The 19,335-nt window shown below is 61.6% G+C and carries 15 protein-coding genes and 1 riboswitch; of the genes, 9 read left to right on the top strand and 6 right to left on the bottom strand.

Going from position 1 to position 19,335, the window contains the following annotated elements:
* The first annotated feature begins 10 nt into the window (after positions 1–10).
* Together FHU12_RS24425 and FHU12_RS24420 are read left to right on the top strand one after the other, a co-directional pair.
* The gene (locus tag FHU12_RS24425; RefSeq protein WP_141972280.1) at positions 11–1,012 is read left to right on the top strand and encodes a LacI family DNA-binding transcriptional regulator; all 1,002 of its coding nucleotides are present in this window, start codon (positions 11–13) and stop codon (positions 1,010–1,012) included.
* 21 nt (positions 1,013–1,033) lie between these two features.
* A complete protein-coding gene (locus FHU12_RS24420) occupies positions 1,034–2,017 on the top strand; it encodes a nucleoside hydrolase (RefSeq protein WP_141972278.1) in 984 nt (327 codons plus the stop codon).
* A 55-nt stretch (positions 2,018–2,072) separates the two neighbouring features.
* Here the strand turns inward: FHU12_RS24420 and malM are convergent, their stop codons facing one another.
* The 4 genes from malM to FHU12_RS27540 form a co-directional block, all read right to left on the bottom strand.
* On the bottom strand, positions 2,073–2,978 hold the full coding sequence (gene malM / locus FHU12_RS24415) for a maltose operon protein MalM (RefSeq protein WP_141972276.1): 906 nt from the start codon (positions 2,976–2,978) through the stop codon (positions 2,073–2,075).
* Positions 2,979–3,078: 100 nt separating this feature from the next.
* Positions 3,079–4,371 carry a maltoporin gene (locus FHU12_RS24410; protein ID WP_049288181.1) on the bottom strand — a complete coding sequence of 431 codons (1,293 nt, stop codon included), beginning with the start codon at positions 4,369–4,371 and terminating at the stop codon, positions 3,079–3,081.
* A 29-nt stretch (positions 4,372–4,400) separates the two neighbouring features.
* Complete coding sequence (malK, locus tag FHU12_RS24405; RefSeq protein ID WP_038874339.1) at positions 4,401–5,510, bottom strand: maltose/maltodextrin ABC transporter ATP-binding protein MalK; 1,110 nt, start codon at positions 5,508–5,510, stop codon at positions 4,401–4,403.
* The gene (locus FHU12_RS27540) at positions 5,503–6,474 is read right to left on the bottom strand and encodes an alpha-amylase family glycosyl hydrolase (protein ID WP_141972274.1); all 972 of its coding nucleotides are present in this window, start codon (positions 6,472–6,474) and stop codon (positions 5,503–5,505) included. Before FHU12_RS27540 ends, malK begins: the two co-directional genes overlap by 8 nt.
* Before the next feature lie 358 nt (positions 6,475–6,832).
* Between FHU12_RS27540 and malE the strand changes: the two genes are divergently transcribed.
* The 3 genes from malE to malG are packed head-to-tail and all read left to right on the top strand — an operon-like array spanning position 6,833 to position 10,563.
* Complete coding sequence (gene malE, locus FHU12_RS24395; protein WP_025304464.1) at positions 6,833–8,026, top strand: maltose/maltodextrin ABC transporter substrate-binding protein MalE; 1,194 nt, start codon at positions 6,833–6,835, stop codon at positions 8,024–8,026.
* Positions 8,027–8,083: 57 nt separating this feature from the next.
* Positions 8,084–9,661: a maltose ABC transporter permease MalF gene (gene malF, locus FHU12_RS24390; protein ID WP_141972272.1), complete on the top strand. Its 1,578-nt coding sequence runs from the start codon at positions 8,084–8,086 to the stop codon at positions 9,659–9,661.
* 11 nt (positions 9,662–9,672) lie between these two features.
* Entirely contained in the window at positions 9,673–10,563 is an 891-nt protein-coding gene (malG, locus tag FHU12_RS24385; protein WP_004936696.1) for a maltose ABC transporter permease MalG, read from the top strand.
* Between the two features lie 152 nt (positions 10,564–10,715).
* Here the strand turns inward: malG and psiE are convergent, their stop codons facing one another.
* Positions 10,716–11,123 carry a phosphate-starvation-inducible protein PsiE gene (psiE, locus tag FHU12_RS24380; RefSeq protein WP_099816667.1) on the bottom strand — a complete coding sequence of 136 codons (408 nt, stop codon included), beginning with the start codon at positions 11,121–11,123 and terminating at the stop codon, positions 10,716–10,718.
* A 225-nt stretch (positions 11,124–11,348) separates the two neighbouring features.
* Between psiE and FHU12_RS24375 the strand changes: the two genes are divergently transcribed.
* On the top strand, positions 11,349–12,785 hold the full coding sequence (locus tag FHU12_RS24375) for a capsule assembly Wzi family protein (protein WP_141972270.1): 1,437 nt from the start codon (positions 11,349–11,351) through the stop codon (positions 12,783–12,785).
* 62 nt (positions 12,786–12,847) lie between these two features.
* Here FHU12_RS24375 and pgi read toward each other — a convergent pair whose 3' ends face one another.
* Positions 12,848–14,494: a glucose-6-phosphate isomerase gene (gene pgi / locus FHU12_RS24370; RefSeq protein ID WP_033639258.1), complete on the bottom strand. Its 1,647-nt coding sequence runs from the start codon at positions 14,492–14,494 to the stop codon at positions 12,848–12,850.
* Between the two features lie 229 nt (positions 14,495–14,723).
* Here pgi and FHU12_RS24365 point away from each other — a divergent pair, with 229 nt between their 5' ends.
* The 3 genes from FHU12_RS24365 to panS all read left to right on the top strand — a co-directional run bounded on the left by FHU12_RS24365 (position 14,724) and on the right by panS (position 19,311).
* On the top strand, positions 14,724–16,532 hold the full coding sequence (locus FHU12_RS24365) for a cation:proton antiporter (RefSeq protein WP_060425143.1): 1,809 nt from the start codon (positions 14,724–14,726) through the stop codon (positions 16,530–16,532).
* A gap of 52 nt (positions 16,533–16,584) precedes the next feature.
* Positions 16,585–16,779: riboswitch (Lysine riboswitch) on the top strand.
* Positions 16,780–16,887: 108 nt separating this feature from the next.
* Complete coding sequence (gene lysC, locus FHU12_RS24360) at positions 16,888–18,255, top strand: lysine-sensitive aspartokinase 3 (RefSeq protein WP_141972268.1); 1,368 nt, start codon at positions 16,888–16,890, stop codon at positions 18,253–18,255.
* A gap of 138 nt (positions 18,256–18,393) precedes the next feature.
* A complete protein-coding gene (gene panS, locus FHU12_RS24355; protein ID WP_141972266.1) occupies positions 18,394–19,311 on the top strand; it encodes a ketopantoate/pantoate/pantothenate transporter PanS in 918 nt (305 codons plus the stop codon).
* Positions 19,312–19,335 lie beyond the last annotated feature (24 nt).

Here is a 19,335-nt window from a genome sequence, read left to right as displayed (position 1 = left end):
GGATCCCAATTTGGATAATCACTCCGCGCGACGCGTTACCCGCGCCGACGTGGCCCGCGTAGCGGGCACCTCCGTCGCCGTGGTCAGCTATGTGATCAACAATGGTCCGCGCCCGGTGGCGGAAGCCACCCGGCTGCGCGTGCTGGCGGCAATCGAGCAGACCGGCTACCGGCCGAACGACATCGCGCGGGCGCTGGCTTCCGGCAGCACGCAAACCTACGGGCTGGTGGTGCCGGATATTTCCAACCCGTTCTTCGCCACGCTGGCGCGGGCGCTGCAGCAAGAGGCCTTCAGCCGCGGCCGCGTGCTGCTGCTGGGCGACGCCGGCGACGACCGGCAGCGCGAATATGAGCTGATCAACAACCTGCTGCGCCGCCAGGTCGACGGCCTGCTGTACACCAGCGTCGATCGCCACCCGTGGTTCGATCTGATCCGCGCCTCCGGCACGCCCTGCGTAATGATAGACACCATCGACAGCCAGGCCGGCGTCTGCGCCATTCGCGTCGACGAGCGCGACGCCGCCTGCCAGGCAACCCGCCATCTGCTGCAACACGGCTACCGCGATATCGGCATTTTTATCGGCCCGCTGACCATGCTCAACGCACAGGATCGCCTGAACGGCTGGCGCGATGCGCTGCTGGAGGCGGGCATCGCGCCACGCGACGAGTGGATTTTCGAGGTGCCCTACACCCGCCAGGGCGGTTACCAGGCCACCCAGCGCCTGGTGCAAGGCCCACGCCCACGCGCCGTTTTCACCTCCAACGAACAGCAGGCGCTCGGCTGCCTGTCGGCGCTGGCGGAGCACGGGCTGCGCGCGCCGGACGATCTGGCGCTGATCTGTTTTAACGGCACGCAGCAAGCCGAATTCAGCGTGCCGCCGCTCAGCGCGGTCGAGCAGCCGATCGACGCCATGGCCAAGCGGGCCATCGCCATGCTGGCCGCCGGTGCCGCGCCCGCCGAGCTGCATGAATTCGCTTTTCAACTGCGCATCCGCCGTTCCTGCGGCTGTTAGCGGTTTTTCAGGACACCTTATATGCGTTTAATCATTGATTGCGATCCCGGCAACGGCGTTCCCGGCGCCAACGTCGACGACGGCCTGGCGCTGGCCCTGGCGCTGGCGGCCAAACCGCAGCTGCACCTGGAGCTGATCAGCATCGTGGCCGGCAACACCCCGCGAGAAGTGGGCTTCGCCGTCGCCACCGAGCTGCTGGCGCAGAGCGGCTATCAGGTGCCGGTCGCCCTCGGCGCGGCGCGCGCCCTGAGCGAGCCGCCGGAGCCGTGGCGCGCACATCTGGACCGCCCAATCGCCGATCCGAAGCTGGCGGCGCTGTGGCGTGACCTGCCCGCGCCCTCGCTGGCCAACGCGCCCGTACCGGACGCCGCCATCGCCATCGGCGAGCTGATCTGCCGGCATCCCGGCGAGATCACGCTGGCGGCGATCGGCCCGCTGACCAACGTTGCGCACGCCATGCAGCTTTACCCGCAGATGGCGCAGGCGGTGAAAGAGATCGTGATCATGGGTGGCGTGTTCAACGTCGACGGGTACATCAAGGACACCAATTTCGGTTTGGATCCGGAAGCGGCGCGGCTGGTGTTGAACAGCGGCGCCACCATCACGCTGGCACCGCTGGACGTCACCACCCAGACCATGCTGACCCAGGCGGATCTGGCCGCGTTGACCCAGCCGGATACCCCGCTGTGCCGCTATTTACGCGCCACCACGCGGCCGTGGATCGACTATTCGCGCCATACGCGGCACCTGCCGGGCTGCTGGATCCATGATGCGTTGGTGATCGCCTGGCTGCTGGCGCCGCAGCTGGTCACGACCGAGCTGTTCCATGTGGATGTGGCGCTGGAAGGGGCGTTGACGCGCGGCAGCTCACGCCGCTGGCGGCCGGACAGCCTGCGCCTGACGGTCGGCATGCCGGCGCCGCAGGGCAGGCCGGTGCGCGTCATGCAGCAGGTGGACAACGCCCGTCTACTGGCATTGATCGGCGCAACGCTGGCCCGCGGATGAAAAAAGGTGCGCCAAGGCGCACCAATCATCGAGCCAGCATCGGCAGCGCCGGGTGTTACCCCTTGCCTTTAACGCTGCTGATAAACGTTTTACGCGCGGTGGTCGAGCCCAGTTTCTCGGCCTCATTCATCAGTTTCAGCGCCTTATCGATATCGCCCGCCTTCACCGCCTGTTTGATGCCGTTATTAAAGTAGCTTTCGGTATCGTTGAGCATCGGCTCCGCCGGTTTCTCCGGCGCCGGTGCCGGTGCAGCCACGGCGGCCGGTGCGGTCGAGCCCACCACCACCGGCGCCACGGTCGGCGCAGGCTGCAGCATGCCGATCATCACGTTGCCGGTGCCCTGTTCAGCGGTGACCTTAAGCTTCAGCGTGCCGGTCGTCGCGTGGCCGGCGATCGGATCCGGGATATCCGGCACCGCGTTGCCCACGCCCTGCGCATAGGCCTTGGCCGGGTTGGTCAGCTGCGTGGTTTTCGTCAAATCCTGACGGGTGGTGTACACCAGCAGGTAAATCTGTTTTTGACCGAGCGCCGGGGTCAGTTTCAGCGTGCCTTCGAGGCGATCGGAGGACATCGTCCCCGGCGGCTGGTAAGGGAAGTAGCTGCTCGGATAATACGCCGCCGGGCGCAGATGCTCGTCCAGCACCAGCACGCTCGGCGCATACAGCGAATTGTTTTTGGCAAGGCTGCTCAGCGTCACTTCCAGCGAACCGCGATCGGCCGGCAGCGTATAGGCGGCGATCGCCCCCTGAATCTCGCCCTGATTGAGCTGCGGGCTGACGGCGTCGAGCTTCACCTCTTGCGACACCGGCGGCTGCAGCGGCTGCCACGGCAGGCTTTGCAGCGTGGCGGCGCTGATGGCCGGCGCGACGGAAACGTTGGCCGGCGTCTCGGCGTTGGCCGCCAAAGGCGCGCCGACGGTCAGCGCCAGCGACAGGCAGAGTGACAGCAGATTCTTTTTCATCGTTATATCCTCTTTCAGCGCCGCGGCGGATCAGGCAAGAGATCCGGCCGCGGCGAATGCGGTTGGGGGAGAACCTACGGCCCTCCCCGTCCTGTCGTCGTTACCACCAAATTTCCATCTGGGCGCCGAAGGTGACTTCGTCATCCTTGCCGCGGCTGAAGGTATGCATGCTGGTGTCGTTGTAAGCGGTGCCGGCGTTATACCCGGTGTCATCGCCGGTGGCGTAGCCCCACTTCTCATCCCACTTGGCGTAGGTGGCGAACAGGCGGATGGCCGGACGCGACCAGATGCTGTTGCCGGCCTGCCACTGCTGCGCCAGGGTCACTTTATACTGGCCGTTGCGGTCGCCGGTGCGCTGGGATTTAACGTTGTCATAGCCGGCTTCCAGCAGGGTGCTCATGATCGGCGTCCATTTGTACATCGGGCGCACGCCCACGGTGTACCAGGTGGTGCCGTTGTTGTTGTCGCGGTCGATGTCCTGGAACATGGCGACGTACATCAGCGCCCATTGATCGTTGAAGTCGATGGCGCCGTGATCCAGCACGCGGATCATCTTGCCGTTGTTATCGATGGTGGCGCCTTCGTTGCGGCCGTTGTTCTGCGAGGTCATCGAGTCAGTGGCGTACTGCACCACAAACTTGTTGTAACCGTTCAGGATGCTTTGGGTGTGTTCCGCGGTGAACATCCAACCGTCTTTGCTCGCGCCGTCGGCCAGGTGGTAGTGGTCCTGCGCATTGGCGCGGCCGTAGTCCACGCCCAGCTCCAGGGTGCCGCCCGGGTTCAACTCCAGCCCGGCCAAGCGCACGTCGAAGGTATCGTTGACGGTCGGACGCTGTTTCCATTCGTTATCCAGATAGCCGTAAGAGCCGCCGGACTCCGAGTTGCGGGTCACGGCAGCGGACAGCTTGCCGAAGCCCAGATCGATGTTTTCCAGACCGGCGCCCGGGCCGGAGATATCCCAGTAGTAGAAGTCGATCATGTGAACGTCATGACGCTGATAGAAACGCTTACCGGCCCACAGCGTGGAGCCCGGCAGCCAGTCGATCAGGTTTTTACCCTGCACGTTGACTTCGCGGAAGCCCGGCGTCACATCTTCCCAGTCGGAACGTTGCGAGACCGAATAGGCCAGGTTGGTGTCGAAATAGAAGCTTTTGTCGCCTTCTTTCCACACTTCCTGCCCCAGTTTCAGCTCGGCGTAGGTTTCGCATTCGTTGCCGAGACGGTATTTGCTCGCGGCGCCGGTGGCCTTGAAACACTGTTGCTCACCGCCGCTGCCGGTCCAGCCGATGCCGGAACGGGCGTAACCGTGGAAATCCACGGCCAGCGCCTGGGTAGAGAGAACACCGGCGGCGACAGCCAGTGCCAGAGGAAGTTTGCGCAGAGTAGTCATCATTATTCTCCTGTTATACCGACTTTGATGCTTTAAACGCCCGGCTCCTGGTGCAGCCGTTTACATGCCGTACCGTCTTCACGGAACAGGTGGCAGCGGTGAGGCGGCAGGCCGATGGCGAATGTGGCACCTTCTTCTACCAGCACCACGTCATTCTGGCGGTACACCAGGTTTTGACGGATGGCCGGGATTTGGATGTGGATTTGCGTCTCGTTGCCGAGTTGCTCCACCACCTGTACGTCGCCGGTAAGCCGCACTTCAGAGGCTTCGCCGGGCAGCAGATGTTCAGGGCGAATGCCCAGTGACAGGTTGGCGCCGGGCTGAACGCCCGCGCCTTCCACCGGCAGCCACACCAGCTGGCGGTTGGGCAGTTCGACCTGCACCTGTTGCGGCTGCGCAGCGGTCACCTTGACCGGCAGGAAGTTCATCTTCGGCGAGCCGATAAACCCGGCGACGAAGCGGTTGGCCGGATAGTGATACAGTTCCAGCGGCTTGCCGACCTGGGCCACGCGGCCGGCGTCGAGCACCACGATCTTGTCGGCCAGCGTCATCGCCTCGACCTGATCGTGGGTGACGTAAATCATGGTGCGCTGCAGGCGCTTGTGCAGACGGGAGATCTCGATGCGCATCTGTACCCGCAGCGCGGCGTCGAGGTTGGACAGCGGTTCGTCGAGCAGGAATACGTCCGGCTCGGCCACCAGCGTGCGGCCGATCGCCACGCGCTGACGCTGCCCGCCGGACAGCGCCTTCGGCCGCCGGTCGAGCAGGTGCGCCAGCTGCAGCACCTCGGAGACCTGGTTCACCCGTTGGTTGATTTCCGCTTTCCTGGCGCCGGCCAGCTTCAGGCCGAACGACATGTTGTCCGCCACCGACAGGTGCGGATACAGCGCATAGGATTGGAACACCATGCCGATGCCGCGCTCGGAGGGCGGCACCTCATTCATACGTTTCTCGCCGATCAGCAGCTCGCCGGAGGTGATGTCCTCCAGCCCGGCGATCATGCGCAGCAGCGTCGATTTGCCGCAGCCCGACGGCCCGACAAACACCACAAACTCGCCGTCCTCGATGGTCAGATTGACGTCTTTGGAAATCACGGCCTCACCGAAGGCCTTATAAACGCTGCGCAGTGTCACGCTAGCCATGCGTTACTCCCCTGCTTTCGCAGTTAACATGTCGTGTGAAAATGGCGGAGGCAAAGCCCGCCAAAACCCATTGATGACCCTCTTGCTGCGCGCCGTGCTGCCATGCCAACGGCAAGGTCGCCTCAGACGGCGCGGCCGCCTGAGTATAAGGCTGCAGGTTTATCAGCGCTTCAAGGCATTGATCCTGATGGGTAATAAGTAAGCGCACCACGCCGTCCCGCTGGCTGACCGCGCTCAGCTCGCCGCGCTGGATGAGCGGCGAACGGCGCAGGGCCAACAGCGCCTGGCAGTAACGTAAGGTGGAGTGGCTGTCGTGCTGTTGGCGGCTGATGGCCAATGCGCGGTGTTCGATCGCCACCTGCTGATACCAGCTGATTTCCCCGGCGGTGACCTGTTCGGGGGCCTCATGCCACGGCATCGGCGTTTGCGCGCCGCGCGGATCCTGCAGGCCGGCGGCATGCGGCAGCCCCAGCTCTTCGCCCTGATACAGGCAGATCGGCGCCGGCAACATCGCCAGCAGCGTCAGAAAGGCGGCAGCGGAGCGCAGATCGCCCTGCCCCCAGCGGCTGACCACCCGGGGCTGATCGGCGTCGCCGGTGCTCCACAGGCTGTCCGCCAACGTGGCGCGGCGGGCCTGCAGCACCGCCACCAGCTTCTCCGCGCTGAACGGCATCACGTCCAGCGCCAATGCCCCCTGGACGAACCGCTGCAGCGCGGCCGCATTGCGAACGCGGTTGGCTTCATCGGCGTACCACAGCGTCAGCCCTTCGCCCGTCACCGTTGCCTCGGTCTCCGGCGCCAGCGTCTGCGGCAGCAACAGGCCGTCGATCGACAGCGCTTTCAGGTACGGCAGCGCCGCCAGCATGCCGTGCGCGTCGCCCACGCCGTCCCCGTTTCCGTCACGGAAACTGGCCGGATGGATCCGGTACAGGGTGGGCTGAGTGGCGATAGGCATTGACGACATAAATCCGGTATCCCTGCTGCGCGTGGCGTTGAAAATCAATGGGCCGATAGTGCGGGAGTCGCCGGAAAGGGTAATCATCCGTAACAAGATTTTTCATGGGGGAGGAGACGGGAGGATGAGAGAACGACCGCAGCGATGAGAAGTTCCGCGCTTAAGGCAAATCTGTGATCCGGCTGGCAAAAATTGCCCCCCTATTTTGTGCCTGACGCCACAGAATAGAGCGCAACGTTAACTGGATCACACTCCTCATCTCAGGGGCGTAGAGGGGGGGAGGATGAGAATATGTCGCGTTGTGACCCACTATTACCGCGAAACGTCTCTCCTTGATTTATGTGCCCACAAAAAGAAGGACTGGATTATGACTCGCAGCATTACCCTCGCCCGCACGCTGGCGCTCTCGGCACTGGCCACCCTGGTGCTCTCTTCTTCCGCCTTCGCCAAGATCGAGGAAGGCAAACTGGTTATCTGGATCAACGGTGACAAGGGCTATAACGGCCTGGCCGAAGTCGGCAAGAAATTCGAAAAAGACACCGGCATCAAGGTCACCGTCGAGCACCCGGACAAGCTGGAAGAAAAATACCCGCAGGTGGCCGCCACCGGCGACGGCCCTGACATCATCTTCTGGGCCCACGACCGCTTCGGCGGCTATGCGCAGTCCGGCCTGCTGGCCGAAATCCACCCGTCCAAAGCCTTCCAGGACAAGCTGTTCCCGTTCACCTGGGACGCCGTGCGCTATGACGGCAAGCTGATCGGCTACCCGATCGCCGTCGAGGCGCTGTCGCTGATTTACAACAAAGACCTGGTCAAACAGCCGCCGAAGACCTGGGAAGAGATCCCGGCGCTGGACAAACAGCTGCGCGCCAACGGCAAGAGCGCCATCATGTGGAACCTGCAGGAACCCTACTTCACCTGGCCTATCATCGCCGCCGACGGCGGTTATGCCTTCAAGTATGAGAACGGCAAATACAACATCAAGGATGTCGGCGTCGCCAACGCCGGTTCGCAGGCCGGCCTGCAGTTCATCGTCGATCTGGTGAAAAACAAGCACATCAACGCCGATACCGACTACTCGATCGCCGAAGCCGCGTTCAACAAAGGCCAGACCGCGATGACCATCAACGGGCCGTGGGCCTGGAACAACATCGAGCAGAGCAAAATCAACTACGGCGTGACGCTGCTGCCGACCTTCAAAGGCAAGCCGTCCAAGCCGTTCGTCGGCGTGCTGACCGCCGGCATCAACGCCGCCAGCCCGAATAAAGAGCTGGCGACCGAGTTCCTCGAGAACTACCTGCTGACCAACGAAGGGCTGGCGGACGTCAACAAAGACAAGCCGCTGGGCGCGGTGGCGCTGAAGTCCTATCAGGAAGCGCTGGCCAAAGATCCGAAGATAGCGGCCACCATGCAGAACTCGCAAAACGGGGAAATCATGCCGAACATCCCGCAGATGAGCGCCTTCTGGTACGCCGAACGCAGCGCGGTGATCAACGCCGTCAGCGGCCGTCAGACGGTGAAAGCCGCGCTGGACGACGTGCAGACCCGTATCACCAAGTAACGACGTCGTGCGGGGTACCACGGTGCCCCGCCGTTGCTTCACAGAAAGGAAGGCCCTATGCAATTCGCTCACGCCGGGACGCCCGCGCGTAAAAAATCGAAGTGGTGGCAAAGCGACGCGCTGAAATGGCTGGTGGTCGGCCTGTTCAGCCTGGTGACCTGCTACCTGATTGTGTTGATGTATGCACAGGGTGAATACCTGTTCGCCATCCTGACGCTGATCCTGGTCAGCGCCGGGCTTTACGTCTTCGCCAACCGCCGCGCCTACGCCTGGCGCTATGTGTATCCCGGCGTCGCCGGCATGGGGCTGTTCGTTCTGTTCCCGCTGATTTGCACCATCGCCATCGCTTTCACCAACTACAGCAGCACCAACCAGCTGACTTTTGAACGCGCGCAATCGGTGCTGATGCAGCGCCAGTTCCAGAGCGGCCAAACCTTTACCTTTGGCCTCTACCCGGCGGAAAACCAGCAGTGGCGCCTGCAGCTGACGCCACCGGACAGTGAACAGCTGCTGATCTCCGAGCCTTTCCGCCTCGACGCCGCCGCGCCGCAAACCCTGAAACTGACGGCGCAGAGCGCCGCGCCGCAGGGCGAACGCGCCACGCTGCGGGTGATTACCCAGAACCGGCAGGCGCTGAGCCAGCTGGTGGCGCAACTGCCCGACGGCGGGGAATTGCGCATGAGCTCCCTGCGCCAGTTCTCCGGCACCCGCCCGCTGTATGCGCTGGACAAAGACGGCAGCACGCTGACCAACAACCAGACCCAGGTGCGCTACCGGCCAAACGGCGACATCGGCTTCTATCAGGCGATCAACGCCGACGGCGGCTGGGCGCAGGAAACCCTGAGCCCGGGTTATACCGTCACCACCGGCTGGAAAAACTTCCTGCGGGTGCTGCAGGACGAGGGCATCAAGAAACCGTTCGTGTCGATCTTCATCTGGACCATCGTGTTCTCGGTGATGACGGTGATCCTCACCGTGGCGGTTGGCATGGTGCTGGCCTGCGTGGTGCAGTGGGAGGCGCTGAAAGGCAAGGCGATCTACCGCGTGCTGCTGATCCTGCCCTATGCGGTGCCGTCATTCATCTCGATCCTGATCTTCAAAGGCTTGTTCAACCAGAGCTTCGGCGAGATCAACATGATGCTCAGCCATCTGTTCGGCATCAAACCGGCCTGGTTCAGCGATCCGCTCACCGCCAAGAGCATGATCCTGATCGTCAACACCTGGCTCGGCTACCCCTACATGATGATCCTGTGCATGGGGCTGCTGAAGGCGATCCCGGACGATCTGTACGAAGCCTCGGCGATGGACGGCGCCAACCCGTGGCAAAACTTCTTCCGCATCACCTTACCGCTGCTGATCAAGCCGCTGACGCCGCTGATGATCGCCAGCTTCGCTTTCAACTTTAACAACTTCGTGCTGATCCAGCTGCTGACCAACGGCGGCCCGGACATGATCGGCACCACCACGCCGGCCGGCTATACCGATCTGCTGGTCAGCTACACCTACCGCATCGCCTTCGAAGGCGGCGGCGGGCAAGACTTCGGGCTGGCGGCCGCCATCGCCACGCTGATCTTCCTGTTGGTGGGCGCGCTGGCGATCCTGAATTTGAAAGCCAGCAAGATGAACTTCGATTAGGGAGAATAACGATGGCCATGGTTCAACCCAAGTCCCAGCGCCTGCGCCTGTGGATCACTCATATTTTGATGCTGTGCTTTATCGCCCTGATCATGTTCCCGCTGCTGATGGTGGTCGCCATCTCGCTGCGCTCCGGTAACTTTGCCACCGGCAGCCTGATACCGGAAACCCTCTCCTGGGATCACTGGCGGCTGGCGCTCGGCTTCAGCGTCACCCACGCCGACGGCAGCGTGACGCCGCCGCCGTTCCCGGTGCTGCTGTGGCTGTGGAACTCCATCAAGATCGCGGCGATCACCGCCATCGGTATCGTGACGCTGTCCACCACCTGCGCCTACGCCTTCGCCCGCATGCGTTTTCGTGGCAAGAGCACGCTGCTGAAAAGCATGCTGATCTTCCAGATGTTCCCGGCGGTGCTGTCGCTGGTGGCGCTGTACGCTCTGTTCGATCGCCTGGGCCAGTACATTCCGTTTATCGGCCTGAACACCCACGGCGGCGTGATCTTCGCCTACATGGGCGGCATCGCGCTGCACGTCTGGACCATCAAGGGCTATTTCGAAACCATCGACAATTCGCTGGAAGAGGCGGCGGCGCTGGACGGCGCCACGCCGTGGCAGGCGTTCCGTCTGGTGCTGCTGCCGCTGTCGGTGCCGATTCTGGCGGTGGTGTTCATTCTGTCGTTTATCGCCGCCATCACCGAAGTACCGGTAGCGTCGCTGCTGCTGCGCGATGTGAACAGCTACACGCTGGCGGTGGGGATGCAGCAATATCTCAACCCGCAGAACTACCTGTGGGGCGACTTCGCCGCCGCAGCGGTGCTGTCGGCGATACCGATTACCGCCGTGTTCCTGCTGGCGCAGCGCTGGCTGGTGGGCGGCCTGACGGCCGGCGGCGTGAAGGGGTAATTTGTGCCACTGCAGTGCGTTTGATGTCTTTCCTTATCTTTTACCCTATGGATTTCAAGTTACAGCGAGTGCAAACAACGCTGTAGCTTGAAAGACGACGGGTAATGATATCCTGTGTCTTTGGCGGCCATTGGCCGCCATTTTTATCTCCGCTACTCCCGTTTCAGCCGATCGGTGTTGGCCAGATAGAGCGTCACCACCAGCACCAATATCGCCGCGGCGTAGATCAGGGTATCGATGGGATTCTTGTGGTCCACGATAATCAAACGAATAATCGCGGTAATGCCGATATAAATAAAATAGCGCAGCGGGAAATGATAACCCGACTCAAAATACTTGACGATCAAGGCGATAAATTCAAAGTACAAGAAATAAATCACGATGCCTTCAATCAACAAGTAAGAAGAAGACTCTTCGCTGTTGATAAAGAGCACCTTCGCCAGGTGGAGGGTTTCCTTGACCAGAAACACCGCCAGAATTGCCGCCAGCAGCAGCAAGCCCACGTTCAGTACCCGCTGCAGCCCTTTCGCTATCATGATCGAACGCGACGTTTTTGCCATAAAACCTCTCTCAGAATACCGCTAATATGATTCAACCGTGCCAATATAGGCATTGTCTTAAAAATTATGCCCCGCGCGAAAGCACTTTAAACCCCATTTAATTCATAAAGTTATAATAAGATGTTTCTGGCTTATAGATTTGTAGCAAATCGAAATGTCAACTATCATGGGTCACAGAGATCTTTACATAAAACTAATAACCTCGAATTAACAAGGGAATTCTTTATGCGCGCTAAACTTAACGGACTGGTCGCTGCGGGCCTGTTTACCTGTGCATTGTCCGGCCACGCCGCCGGCCTGGTAACTCCTGACAACGATCTGCGTAACGATCTCGCCTGGTTGTCTGACCGCGGCGTCATCAACGTCAGCCTGTCCACTTGGCCGCTGAGCCAGGAAGAGATCAGCTCCGTTATCGCGCAGGCCAAGCCGGTCACCAATACCGAGAAAAACGTCATCGACCGCGTGCAGCGCCGTGTCGATGCCTTGAAAGCCAACATCCGCGTCAGCGGTTACGCCTCGACGGATAAACCCGGCACCCCGCAGGGCTTCGGCCAAAATGAGTACGCCGACGATCGCCTGACCATCGGCGCTGGCGCCAACGGCGAGTTCTGGGACGTGCGTCTGCAGGGCTCGGTGGAAGGCGATCAGCGCGTCAGCGACGGCTCCAAATTCAATATGAACGGCTCCTACGGTGCGGTGAAAATCTGGAACCAGTGGCTCTCCTTCGGCGAAGTTTCCCAGTGGTGGGGCCCTGGCTACGACGGCAGCCTGATCCGCTCCGACGCCGCACGCCCGGTGGCGGGCTTTATGCTGCAGCGCGCCGACCAATCGCCGTTTGAAACCCCGTGGCTGTCGTGGATCGGCCGCTGGCAATACCAGCTGAGCGCCGGCCAACTGTCGCAGTACAGTTCAGTACCGCACACCAAACTGATCGGTGGCCGTTTCACCATGATGCCGACCGACTTCCTGGAGCTGGGCGCTTCACGCATCATGATGTGGGGTGGCGAGGGCCGACCGCAGTCGTGGAGCTCGTTCTGGGACGGTTTCACCGGTAAAGATAACGATGATTCAGGTAAAGGCAACGATCCGGGCAACCAGCTCGCCGGTTTCGATTTCAAACTGAAAATGCAGCCGCTGATCGGCCTGCCAGTTAGCCTGTATGGTCAATTGGTGGGTGAAGATGAAGCGGGCTATCTGCCATCGCAAAACACCTATCTGCTCGGACTGGAAGGCCACCCGGAATGGGGCCCGACGACCATTAACTGGTATATCGAAGGGTCAGACACCCGTTCGGATATGAGCCGCAAAAACTATGTGTACACACACTATACCTACAAAGGCGGCTACTACCAGCAGGGTTACCCGCTGGGCCATGCGATGGGCGGCGACGGCCAGATGCTGTCCGGCCGCGTAGAGCTGGTGCTGGACGACAGCCAGCGTTGGAGCACCCGCTTGGTTTACGCCAAGGTGAACCCGCTGAGCCAAAGCATCAACCAGGCGTTCCCGAAATCCGATACGCTGAAGGGCATTCAGGTCGGCTGGGGTTACACCTTCCCGTCTCAGGTTAAATTCGACACCAGCCTGTGGTACACTGACAACGATCACAGCACCGCCGATGACGTCGGCGCGGGCGTCAGCTTCGAAGTGCCGATCAACCTGTAATTTTTTGCCGACGTAAAAAAACCCGCCGCGGCGGGTTTTTTTATTGGCTTCAGCTCAGGCGATTAGCGCCATTCCTTGAAGCGGTTGATCAGCGCATTGGTCGAGCTGTCGTGGCTGCTGATTTTCTCGCTGCCCGCCAGCTCAGGCAGGATGCGGTTAGCCAGCTGTTTGCCCAGCTCCACGCCCCACTGATCGAAGGTGAAGATGTTCAGGATCGCGCCCTGGGTGAAGATTTTGTGCTCGTACAGCGCAATCAGGCTGCCCAGGCTGAACGGGGTGATTTCGCGCAGCAGGATCGAGTTGGTCGGACGGTTGCCTTCAAACACTTTGAACGGCGCCACGTGCTTGACCTGCTCAGGGGTTTTACCCTGCGCCGCGAACTCGGCCTCCACCACTTCCAGCGACTTGCCGAACGCCAGCGCTTCGGTCTGGGCGAAGAAGTTGGACAGCAATTTGGCGTGATGATCGCCCAGCGGGTTATGGCTGATGGCCGGTGCGATGAAGTCGCACGGCACCAGCTTGGTGCCCTGGTGGATCAGCTGGTAGAACGCATGCTGGCCGTTGGTGCCCGGCTCGCCCCAGATGATCGGGCCGGTCTGGTAATCCACCGGATTGCCGTTGCGGTCGACGTACTTGCCGTTGGATTCCATGTTGCCCTGCTGGAAGTAAGCGGCAAAACGGTGCATGTACTGATCGTACGGCAGAATGGCTTCGGTTTCGGCGCCGAAGAAGTTGTTGTACCAGATACCGATCAGCGCCAGCAGCACCGGCAGGTTTTTCTCCGCCGGCGTTTCGGCGAAGTGCTTATCCATGGCGTGCGCGCCGCTCAGCAGCTGCTCGAAGTTGTCATAACCGATGGACAGCGCGATCGACAGACCGATCGCCGACCACAGGGAGTAACGACCCCCTACCCAGTCCCAGAACTCGAACATGTTGTCGGTATCGATGCCGAACTCGGCCACCGCTTTGCCGTTGGTGGACAGCGCGGCGAAGTGCTTGGCCACATGCTGTTGATCGGCGGCGCTGCTCAGGAACCAGTCGCGCGCGCTGTGGGCGTTGGTCATGGTTTCCTGAGTGGTGAAGGTTTTGGAGGCCACCAGGAACAGCGTGGTTTCCGGGTTCAGCGGCTGCAGCGTTTCGGCGATATGGGTGCCGTCAACGTTGGAGACGAAGTGCATGTTCAGGTGGTTTTTATACGGGCGCAGCGCTTCGGTCACCATGTAAGGGCCGAGATCCGAGCCGCCGATGCCGATGTTCACCACGTCGGTGATCGGCTTGCCGGTGTAGCCTTTCCACTCGCCGCCGATGACGCGCGCGCAGAACTGTTTGATCTTGGCCAGCACCGCGTTCACTTCCGGCATCACGTCTTTGCCGTCGACCAGGATCGGGCTGTTGCTGCGGTTGCGCAGGGCAATGTGCAGCACCGCGCGATCTTCAGTACGGTTGATCTTCTCACCGGCGAACATCGATTTGATGGCGCCTTGCAGATCGGTTTCTTTCGCCAGCGCCTGCAGCTTCTCCAGGGTTTCCTGCGTGATACGGTTCTTGGAATAGTCCACCAACATTTGGTCGTTGAAGGTCGCGGAGAACCGGGAGAAACGATCGCTGTCCTGGGCGAACAGGTCGGCGATCCGTACGTCTTTCATCTGTGCATAATGTTGCTGCAGGGCTTGCCAAGCAGCGGTTTGACTAGGATTGATATTTTTCATAGCAACACTCTTAGGCTTGAGAATAAAAATGACGCGTTTGTCCGATTGTAGCCTGTTCGACTGTGATTATGATCTCTTTTCTTGCGATAGGCGCTAACTGTCAACGCATTGCCGCCTCGTTTCAGCTTTCACTCTATACTTTTGGCTAACGGCCTGTTATCGGGGTTGCCGAATTGTCATCAGGCTGTGTCATCGTCGCTCATTTCGTCATTTGAAAGGGATCTCGCTTATGGAATTATCCGCCCCGCTCATGTTGGTGCTTATCGGCCTGGCGTCGCTGCTGGCGCAGTGGCTGGCCTGGCTGCTGCGCCTGCCGGCCATTTTGCCGCTGTTGCTGTTCGGCATCGTGCTCGGCCCAACGGTGCATCTGGTGCAGCCGGATCTGCTGTTCGGCGATCTGCTGTTTCCGCTGGTGTCGCTGTCGGTGGCGATCATCCTGTTCGAGGGGGCGCTGACGCTGCGTTTCGAGGAGATACGCGGCCTCGGCGGCGTGGTGCGCAATCTGGTCACCGTCGGCATGCTGGTCACCTTTTTGGTCATCAGCCTCGCCAGCTGGTGGCTGCTGGATTTCCCGCCGGAGCTGGCGGCGCTGATCGGCGCGGTGACGGTGGTGACCGGACCGACGGTGATCGCCCCGCTGATGCGCGTGGTGCGGCCGAACGCCAACATTAACCAGGTGCTGCGTTGGGAAGGGATCGTCATCGATCCGGTCGGCGCCATCTTCACCCTGCTGGTGTTCGAATTCATCGTGCTGAAACAGAATGCGGAGTCCTATACCCATCTGTTTTGGACGCTGGGCGTGACCGCCGCCGTCGGCCTGATCGCCGGCGCGCTGTTCGGCTACCTGCTCGGCCTGGCGCTGCGCCGCGTCTGGCTGCCGCGCTACCTGCAGAACCTGGCGGTGCTGGCGATCATGCTGGCCGCCTTCGGCGTTTCCAACGCCATCGCCGACGAATCCGGCCTGCTAACCGTCACGGTGATGGGCATCTGGCTGGCCAACATGCGCGACGTCGATACCAGCGATATTCTGGCGTTCAAAGAGGAGCTGTCGGCGATCCTGATCTCGGCGCTGTTCATCATTCTGGCGGCGCGGCTCGACATCCAGGCACTGTGGAACATGGGCTGGCCGCTGCTCCTGCTGCTGCTGGCGGTGCAGTTCATCGCCCGGCCGCTGTGCATCGCGGTGTCGACCTGGCGCTCTTCCCTGCACTGGCGCGATCGGCTGCTACTGTGCTGGATCGCCCCGCGCGGCATCGTCGCCGCGGCGGTCAGCTCGCTGTTCGCGCTGACGCTGCAGCGCAGCGGCTATCAGGGCGCCGACCGGCTGGTCACCGTGGTGTTCGCCATCATCATCGGCACCGTGGTGCTGCAAAGCCTGACCAGCGGTATGATGGCCCGCTGGCTGCGGGTGCAGCAGCAGAAACCGCGCGGCGTGCTGATCGTCGGCGCCAACAGCGTGGCGCGCATGCTGGCGCAGGCGCTGATCAAGCTGAACGTGCCGGTGATCGTCACTGACAGCAGCTGGGAATACTACCGTCAGGCGCGCATGGACGGCATTCCGGCCTACTATGGCCATGCCTATTCCGAACACGCCGAGAACTACCTCGACCTGAGCAATATCGCTCAGGTGTTGGCGCTGTCGCCCAACCGCCACCAGAACGCGCTGGCGGTCTACCACTTCGGCCATCTCTTCGGCGAGGATCACGTGTTTGCCATCCGCTCGGGAGCGCCGTTGAAAGGGCGCGGCGCCAGCGCGGAAAGTTCGCGTTTCCGCCGGCATGAAATTTTATTTAATCAGGAAGCCACCTACGGCCGCCTGAGCAGCCTGCTTGCCAGGGGGGCCACCATCAAAGCGACCAAATTGAACGAAAATTTCGGTTGGCTGGAGTATTTGGAGAAACATCAGGGCGTTATCCCGCTATTCAGCCAAAAGGAAGACGGTTCTCTGCAACCGATTGGCGCCGGTTCCACGCCCGCGATGCCCTGTACGCTTATCGCGCTGGTACAAGATGAAAATCCCTCACCGTCTGTACGTTGACAGAATGGCGATAACCGGCTATTCCTAACAGCCTACTTGCGCACCCGGTGCGCAAGCCAGAAGAGGCGCGTCGCCCAGGTAGAGTGTCAGAGGAGCCGTTTCTCCGTTGACGGCACCCGAGGGGGAGCGACGCCGAGGTACGATAATGGCCGGCCATTATCGTATCGACTACAGGGGCTGAATCCCCTGGGTTGTCACCAGGGGATCGCCCACAGGGCGATCGACAAGGTGGGGCGCTTCTGGGTGTATCGTAGCCTGACCTCTACGCCTGCCCCCTGTTTACCGCTCTCCCCTTGTGCCAAGGCTATGGAATTACAGTGCCCCCAAACGGGCATCCCTGACACGAGGTTTCTACATGAACCAAGCAGTACCCCAGAATTCCACCGTGGTAGCCAAGTTCGGCGGCACCAGCGTCGCCGACTTTGAAGCCATGAACCGCAGCGCCGACGTCGTGCTGGCCAACCCGCAGGTCCGCCTGGTGGTGTTGTCCGCCTCGGCGGGCGTCACCAACCTGCTGGTCGCCCTGGCCGAAGGTTGCGAGGCCGACAAGCGCAGCTACCAGCTTGATGAAATTCGTCGCATCCAGTACGCCATCCTCGATCGCCTCACGGCGCCTGCGGTGATCCGCGACGAGATAGACCGGCTGCTGGAAAACATCGCCATGCTGTCAGAGGCCGCGTCGCTGGCCACCTCGACGGCGTTGACCGACGAGCTGGTCAGCCATGGGGAGCTGATGTCCACCCTGCTGTTCGTGGAGATCCTGCGCGCCCGCAACGTGCAGGCCGAATGGTTCGACGTGCGTAAAGTGATGCGCACCGACGATCACTTTGGCCGCGCCGTGCCGGACAGCGCCGCGCTCAGCGAACTGGCCCGGGCGCAGTTGCAGCCGCGCCTGCAGGAAGCGCTGGTGGTCACCCAAGGCTTTATCGGCAGCGAGCCGAAAGGCCGCACTACCACGCTCGGCCGCGGTGGGAGCGACTATACCGCCGCGCTGCTCGGCGAGGCGCTCGGCGTTGGCCGGGTGGATATCTGGACCGACGTGCCAGGCATTTACACCACCGATCCGCGCGTGGTGCCCGCGGCCAAGCGCATCGACAAAATCGGTTTCGAAGAGGCAGCGGAAATGGCCACCTTCGGCGCCAAAGTCCTGCACCCCGCCACCCTGCTGCCGGCGGTGCGCAGCGACATTCCGGTGTTCGTCGGTTCCAGCAAGGATCCGGCGGCCGGCGGCACGCTGGTGTGCAACACCACCGAGAATCCGCCGCTGTTCCGCGCGCTGGCGCTGCGCCGCAAGCAAACGCTGCTGACGCTGCACAGCCTGAACATGCTGCACGCGCGCGGTTTCCTGGCCGAGGTGTTCAATATTCTGGCGCGCCACAACATCTCCGTCGATCTGATCACCACCTCGGAGGTCAGCATTGCGCTGACCATGGACACCACCGGTGCCACCTCCGTCGGTGGCAGCCTGCTGACCACCTCGCTGCTGACCGAGCTGTCGTCGCTGTGCCGGGTGGAAGTGGAAGAAGACCTGGCGCTGGTGGCGATCATCGGCAACCAGCTGTCGCGCGCCTGCGGCGTGGGCAAAGAGGTGTTCGGCGTGCTCGATCCGTTCAATATCCGCCTGATCTGCTACGGTGCCAGCAGCTATAACCTGTGCTTCCTGGTGCCGGGCGAAGAAGCCGAACAGGTAGTGCGTACCCTGCACCACAACCTGTTCGAATAAGTCATCCTGATTGCGGGCGCAGCACGTTGCGCCCCTGCATCTAAAAAATCCGTTTAAAACCGGCAGGGGTTCAGCATGTTGAACCCGCAAAAAACACAACCCCACCCACCGTTCTCACTCTGGCTAAGGAAAACCTGCATGTTGGCACTCTTCACGCGCTTATTCCCCCTGTGGGCGATACTGCTGTCCGTCACCGCCTATTACACGCCGACCACCTTTACCGGCATCGGCCCCTACGTCAGCCCGCTGCTGATGCTGATCATGTTCGCCATGGGCGTCACGCTGCGGCTGGACGACTTCAAACGCGTGCTGGCGCGCCCCGGCCCGGTGGCGGCCGGCATCTTCCTGCACTATCTGATCATGCCGCTGGCGGCCTGGATCCTGGCGATGCTGTTCCGCATGCCGCCGGATCTGTCCGCCGGCATGGTGCTGGTGGGCAGCGTGGCCAGCGGTACCGCGTCCAACGTGATGATCTACCTGGCCAAGGGTGACGTGGCGCTGTCGGTGACCATCTCGGCGGTCTCGACGCTGGTGGGGGTGTTCGCTACGCCGCTGCTGACCCGCCTGTATGTCGATGCCAAGATCAGCGTCGATATCATGGGCATGCTGCTGAGCATTCTGCAGATCGTGGTGATCCCGATCGGCCTTGGCCTGATCGTCCACCACACCCTGACCAAGGCGGTGAAACGCATTGAGCCGCTGCTGCCGGCGCTGTCGATGGTGTGTATCCTGGCGATCATCAGCGCAGTGGTCGCGGGCAGCCAAAGCCACATCGCCTCGGTCGGTTTGGTGGTGATCGTCGCGGTGATCCTGCACAACGGCATCGGTTTGCTCAGCGGCTACTGGGGCGGCAAGCTGTTCAGCTTTGACGAATCCACCTGCCGCACGCTGGCGATCGAAGTCGGCATGCAGAACTCCGGGCTGGCTGCCACGCTGGGTAAAATCTACTTCTCGCCGCTGGCCGCCCTGCCGGGTGCGCTGTTCTCGGTCTGGCACAACCTCTCCGGTTCGCTGCTGGCGGGTTATTGGTCCGGTCGTCCCATCAAGAAAAAATAAACCGCCTGTCGGGACGCAAACAAT

This window comes from Serratia marcescens, from assembly GCF_006715005.1.
Classification (GTDB): Bacteria; Pseudomonadota; Gammaproteobacteria; order Enterobacterales; family Enterobacteriaceae; genus Serratia; species Serratia montpellierensis.
The sequence above is the reverse complement of the archived record's forward strand: the minus strand, read 5'-3'. Positions and strand labels throughout refer to the sequence as shown.